The 6280-nt window shown below is 33.7% G+C and carries 7 protein-coding genes; 6 read left to right on the top strand and 1 reads right to left on the bottom strand.

Annotated elements, in window-relative coordinates:
* From FYJ57_RS12735 to FYJ57_RS12725, 3 genes are all read left to right on the top strand, one after another.
* Positions 1-183, top strand: a 183-nt coding sequence (locus tag FYJ57_RS12735) for an IS3 family transposase (protein WP_154432943.1), incomplete at its 5' end; no start/stop codon positions are given.
* Positions 184-318: 135 nt separating this feature from the next.
* A complete protein-coding gene (locus tag FYJ57_RS12730) occupies positions 319-1044 on the top strand; it encodes a LytR/AlgR family response regulator transcription factor (RefSeq protein WP_154432942.1) in 726 nt (241 codons plus the stop codon).
* A complete protein-coding gene (locus tag FYJ57_RS12725; protein ID WP_154432941.1) occupies positions 1037-2284 on the top strand; it encodes a sensor histidine kinase in 1248 nt (415 codons plus the stop codon). Before FYJ57_RS12730 ends, FYJ57_RS12725 begins: the two co-directional genes overlap by 8 nt.
* 162 nt (positions 2285-2446) lie before the next feature.
* On the opposite strand, the gene FYJ57_RS16590 is transcribed toward FYJ57_RS12725, so the two are convergent.
* Positions 2447-2998, bottom strand: a complete 552-nt coding sequence (locus FYJ57_RS16590; RefSeq protein ID WP_154432940.1) for an accessory gene regulator B family protein — start codon at positions 2996-2998, stop codon at positions 2447-2449.
* A gap of 291 nt (positions 2999-3289) precedes the next feature.
* On the opposite strand from FYJ57_RS16590, the gene FYJ57_RS12715 reads away from it, so the two are divergent.
* The 3 genes from FYJ57_RS12715 (at position 3290) to FYJ57_RS12705 (ending at position 6263) form a co-directional block, all read left to right on the top strand.
* Positions 3290-3631 (top strand): helix-turn-helix domain-containing protein, encoded by a 342-nt coding sequence (locus tag FYJ57_RS12715; RefSeq protein WP_154432939.1) that lies wholly within the window; start codon positions 3290-3292, stop codon positions 3629-3631.
* 199 nt (positions 3632-3830) lie between these two features.
* On the top strand, positions 3831-4178 hold the full coding sequence (locus tag FYJ57_RS12710; protein WP_154432938.1) for a helix-turn-helix domain-containing protein: 348 nt from the start codon (positions 3831-3833) through the stop codon (positions 4176-4178).
* A gap of 1011 nt (positions 4179-5189) precedes the next feature.
* Positions 5190-6263, top strand: a complete 1074-nt coding sequence (locus tag FYJ57_RS12705) for a tyrosine-type recombinase/integrase (RefSeq protein ID WP_154432937.1) — start codon at positions 5190-5192, stop codon at positions 6261-6263.
* Positions 6264-6280 lie beyond the last annotated feature (17 nt).

Raw genomic sequence — 6280 nt, 5'->3', positions numbered from 1 at the left:
CGCGAATGGCTGAATCGCTTCAAAATCCGCGACTATAATCATGCATATCGATTGGTATTCGAATATCTGGAGGCATTCTATAACACCAAGCGAATCCATAGTCATTGCGATTACATGTCACCAAATGACTACGAAGAACTATACCGTAGATTGCAACAGAACGAAGAGCCAATGGCAAGTTAAGATGGGGAAAACCTCATTTTAACTTGTACTAAATCTTGACATAGGACCAGAATTTCCGGAAAAAACAAGAGAGAGACTTGAGGGTGTGATTGAGCAAGGGATAAAATTAATTCAAGAATTTGGAAGTACATCAAAATGAAGCGTATATTAATTTTGGAGGATAATGTAAAAACTCTGACTTCTTTAGAAAAAATGATACGGGAAATAAGTCCGGAGATTATAACTTTTCCGGTACAAACCTATGAAGAAGCCTGTGTCTGCGCTGTGAAACAACAGATAGATATATTTATTCTGGATATCATTTTGAATACAAAGCAGCCAGGTGATACTTCTGGACTGGCCTTTGCTCGTGAAATGCGAAATTATAAGAAGTATCAGTTGACACCGATGATATTTATTACTGTATTAGCTGATCCAGAACTTTATGCATATCGAGAGCTGCATAGCTTTGGATATCTTGAAAAACCGTTTTCGATGGAAGAAGCGAGAAAACTGGTAATAAAGGCTCTGGAAAATACAGTACCTGTGGAAAAGGAAAAAACTATATGGTTGAGAAAAGATGGTATCTTATTTGCAGTACCATTGCATAAAGTAATTTGTGTGGAAACCAGAAATCATATTCTCTCAATATATTTGCAGGATGAGCTGCTGGAAATACCATATATAACCATTAAGGAATTTATGAGTGAAGCAGATGGATTTGGATTTTTCCAATGTAGCAGAAGTACGCTTGTCAATAAAAATTACATTAAAAGTGTGGATATGATAAATCGTTACATATCTTTTCGTGGTACGGATAAAATCGTTGAAGTAGGGCTTGTTTATCGAAAAAAATTTGTAAGGGAGATGAAAAATGGGTGAACGACTCTATACGTTAATGGAAATTTGTAATATTATATGTTGTCTACATTTTATATATAACAAAAAAATAAAGATAGACATTCAAAGTGTTTTATTGATCTGTGCGGACTGCATTTTATTTGAGTTAATCAATATGTATAATGCGAACCGGAATTTGTCAATGTTGATGTATTTTCTGATTTTTATTTATATTATTGCGGAATTTGGTGCAAATATAAAAAGTTCAGTAGTTGCAAATCTAATTTATGTGACCGTTTTAGGAGTAGAACAATTAGTAGGAGTTTTGATCCTTACCTTACTTCGATTGGAATTTTTGACGGATTCGTTAAGTGCCATCAGTATAAATTTTATAGCATTTATTATTTTGCTGCTTATTCGGAGAGAATTGCATAGCTTATATAATTTTGTGATGAAGAAGAATTTTATGGTGTCTATAGCATTTCTGACTACTTTTTTGGTAATGATTAAAGGGATTTTTCAATATAAAAAAGAAATGGAAACATCTGTGGGTCAGTTTATGATGTTGTTGCTTGTAGGAAGTTTGACCTGTATTCTGGTATATAGTTGGCAAAATGAGAAGGAAAATAAAGCAAAGGTTGAAAGAGAGTTACAGATGCATAAAATGTATGACAAATCGTTTGCAAGTTTAGTTTCCGCAATGCGAAAAAAGCAACATGAATTCCATAATCATCTACAGGCGATTATCGGAATGCACTATATGGTAAAGACTTATGAGGAACTGGTTAAGGAACAACAGAAATATGTGGGAACTCTTTTGTATGAAAATAAATTTTATCGTTTGCTAAGTAATAATTGGCCTGTATTGGCTGGGTTTTTATATAGCAAATTTTTAGAGGCAGATGCGAAAGGAATTGGAATAAAATACACTCTTGGTGTAGAACAAGAAATGTGTAGGATTCCGGAATTTGTTATGATTGAGATTTTGGGGATTTTATTGGATAATGCGATAGAAGCGGTGGAAAAAATAAAAAATCCCATGATTTATGTGCGTGTGGTGAAAGAAGAATCTTTTTTAATACAAGTGGCAAATACGGTAGAGGATCTGGCATATGGAAAAGTGATAAAGTTCTTTGATGAGGGATATAGCAGTAAAAAGGGGCATCAGGGGTTGGGATTACATAAAATTGCAGAGTATGGCCAGCGTTATCATTTTGAACCCAGAGTTCTTAAAATTAATTTTGAAGAAAGAGATTGTTTAGCGATAATCATAGAGTTATAAAAAATACTCGGATAGAGAACATCATGTGTGTACTCCGTCCGAGTATTTTTAGTTATTTTTCAGGGAATGGATATTCACCAAAGAATAAAATACTGCAGCCTTCCCAGTGCATCATAGCAGAACCAGCTAAACACAAACTACATACAACTTCTAAAAGTGATTTCACGATAACACCTCCTTTGCATAAGCGATTGTCAGTTGAAGCATATGTATCATAATCACCCAAAATCCAACGGTAAGATATTGATTTTGAGAGAAAATGAACGTGAAAATAAAATGTATAAATAAAAAAATAAATAGGTATGTTCGGTATTGTTTCCGGCGGTTTGAAGTAATATGCTGTCGATATATAGAAGGAACCGGAGCTATAAAATATGAGATTACAATACACATGAGTAAAAGAATTAGTTCCCAAATAGTTGACAGATACAGCCGAGGAAGCACAAGGATGCAGAGTACTAAATAAGTATGAGAAAATAGTAAACATCCCATATAAGTTTTACAATGTAATCCTCCGCTACAGAATCTTAAGACCCATAAAATCAGTGTTGCATAGAGATAATAAGGGAATGCAGAAAAATAGGAGAAGAAAAATCCCATCAACATAAATTTACTTATTTCTGAAAGACAGGTTTTTATGAAATAATCCATAACTTTTATTTGGTAATCGGTATAATGGTAATTTGTTTGCAAAAATGTTTTAAAGTTTTTCATATAGAATCCTCGCTGATTTATTTATGACTGAGGATACTATTTTTTGATAGCAATATGGATTTTCTTGACTGAATGTGGAGAAATAGAAACTGAAGATATAAAGTTGATAAATATATAGGAAGAAGAGGAAGCATTTTTGTGTTGGAAGAGAAAAACGGATTGTTCAGTCAAATTTATAGAAAGTAGATGTTTCGTCAGTATAATATGAATAGAACTAAAATACATATTACAGGAATGATAGTGTGTTTTTTAAAGTAAGGAAATTTCGTATGATAAACAAGGGTATTAAAAATGGAACATGCATATGACGAATTTAATATAGAAATTGGAAAGAGAATAAAAAAATTACGTTTACAAAAAGAATATACAAGGGAATACTTGGCGGAATGTGCAGATATATCGGCTAAATTTCTTTATGAAGTTGAGTCAGGGAAGAAAGGATGCTCGGCATACGTTTTATATCGAGTGGCGATTTCCCTGGGAGTTACTGTTGATTATTTTATGCAGGATGAATCACAGTATATGTTGTCAAAATCAGAAACTATATACAGAAAATTACGAGAGGAACAAAAGGGAAAAGTAGACGCTTTTGCCCGTATGTTATATGAATTATTAAAAGTTTTTGGAGAGTAAAAAAATATCATTGAGTAAAATAATGTAGAAAAATGTAAAAGAACTGCTAGGATTGAGAACAGTGTAAAAGCTGTTCTTTTTTTGTGCAGAAAACTCGCACAAAAAGTAAAGAAAAGTGTGACTTGTAGTTTCTTCCGTATTTACAGGTTTATGATTACAATTTTCATATATAAAGAAAAAATGCTAGAGGATAAAAGCGATGGAAAGTTCCCAAAGGATAAAATTTTACCGTAAGAAAAAGAATATGACACAAGATCAGTTAGCTGAAGCAGCGAATCTTTCTACTTCTTATATTTCACAAGTGGAAACGGGAAGAAAAAATATAGGGAGAGAAGGTCTGGAGAAAATATCAGAAGCATTGGAGGTGGTCCCGGCAATGATGATTCAGTGTGATGATATTGTGCGTAAAGATGTAAAAAGCTATCAGATTATGAAAGATCTTGAAGATTGTAGTGATTATGAACTTTCGGTAATACATGAAGTTCAGAATTCTCGTATTTATACATCCCGTCTGGTTATTTTTCAAAATTTAAGGTTCAATATATGATTAATCAGATTGTAGATGTGAAAAGTAGTAATGCGATAAATGGAGAAATACATCTTGATAACGTAGCACCAATGACAATAATTCGCCCTAGAATTATATGTGAAACAAATGGAAAAAGCATAATTTATTATGGAAACAGTTGCTACTGTGGAGCGTTAGATATATCGGAGGCAGATATAGATAAATCATATGATATGAAATCTGCAATTGAATTCTGATGACACTTAATAGCAACAGATAAGAAAAATTATGTGCGGATTCAGTGGTTATGAACAACATATAGGTCTGATTTTATTATTTGATTAGAGTAAAATTAAAGAAACTGCTGAAAAGATAATAAAACAACGCAAAGCTATCTAGTAATAGATAGCTTTGTTTGCTTATAATATAACAAGAACTTTTTTAAGGGAAATATTATGAAGTGAAATTGTTTTATTCCAACCATTTATAAAGAAAAGCATATCGGAACTGGTGGTGCGAAAGAATAAATGATTTCACTATGGGAAGAGTAATGTAGATACTACAAATATCTCTTATTATTTGTAAAGAGAATATAAACAGTTCATTTTTATATCATGAAATTAGCTACAAATGTTGGAAAATAATAAAATCTGTCCGCATGCAAAACTACGACGTCCTTCAGAATCCATTATAATTTCCCTGAAAGAAAATTAGACATTCAAAAAAGAATCTACCGTTTCTTAAAAATGAATAAACTGAAGCAATTATGGAAAATGTCATACAGGAATCAACCATATTAGAAATGACCTTAGAATAAAATATGACCTTGTTTGTGGATCAACCTTTCCCGCAGAGTTCCCCTTTACACAACGAGAATATTTCGTTTTACAGGTTATTCTATATGCGACAGGAGAGTGGTAAACTCCTTCGCATATATTCAGGTAAGAGGCGGTTAAATGTGTATTTATCCGCCTCTTGATGCTTTAAGCGATTCTGTTTTTTAGAAATTCCGATTTTCTTTCAAAAATTATCGTATTTGGAGGAAAAATCATGAGTCAAAATGAATCCTATCATGTCAATGAATCTTTAAGAAATGATCTGCGTTTGAGAAAAATTCTTGATGAACTTCCAGAATTTGCAAGCAGATATTTTTACGCAAATGAATTTTCACTAAGTGCGCGAACCAGGGTTGCTTACGCGTATGACCTTCGTACTTTTTTCCGATATATCATAACCAAAAATCCATCGTTACTGTACATGCAGGTACGTGATATTACAATTGCGCATTTAGAGCAGCTTTCGGTACATGATATTGAATCCTATCTGTCATATCTGAAATGCTATCATCTGGACGAAAAAGGACACCGGACGATTCATAATACACCGACGGGGATTGCGCGGAAATTGTCCTGCCTAAGAAGTTTTTTCGATTATTATACAGGAATTGGTGAAATGAAAAGAAATCCTGCAGCTCGTGTTTCAACACCGAAGATACATACAAAAGAAATCATACAATTAGATCCGGACGAGGTAGAGATTCTTCTAAGTGGGATCGAGAATGGATCCGATAAGATATCAAAACACCAGAAAAAATATCTGGATAAAACCAGGCTTCGGGATCTGGCAATTACTACTCTTCTACTGGGAACCGGGATTCGGATCTCGGAATGTGTTGGTCTTGACATTCAGGATGTGAATTTTAAAGATAATTCTATTAAAATGACACGAAAAGGTGAAAATGAACAGATCGTATTTTTTAACAATGAAGTGCAGTATGTTCTGGAGGACTATTTGCATGAGCAGCGACTGAACCTGATACCAGAAAAGGGATCAGAAGATGCGTTATTTCTTTCCTTGAAGAATAACCGGATCAGTGTGGATGCGATTGAAAAAATGATTGTGAAATTTGCAAAAATGTATGTGCCGTACAAAAAGATAACGCCCCATAAGCTGCGTTCCACATTTGGAACCCAGTTGTATCAGGAAACCGGGGATCTGTATCTTGTTGCGGAAACACTGGGGCACTCTTCCGTAGACACATCAAAAAAATATGCTTCTATGAAGGAGCGCAAACGACTGGTTGCACAAACCATACAGTTGCGTGCACAAAATAGAGAATCTTGAGAAAACGAACCGGGATG

This window comes from Oliverpabstia intestinalis (assembly GCF_009696065.1).
Lineage (GTDB): Bacteria > Bacillota > Clostridia > Lachnospirales > Lachnospiraceae > Oliverpabstia > Oliverpabstia intestinalis.
This window is presented reverse-complemented; position numbering and strand designations above follow the sequence as displayed.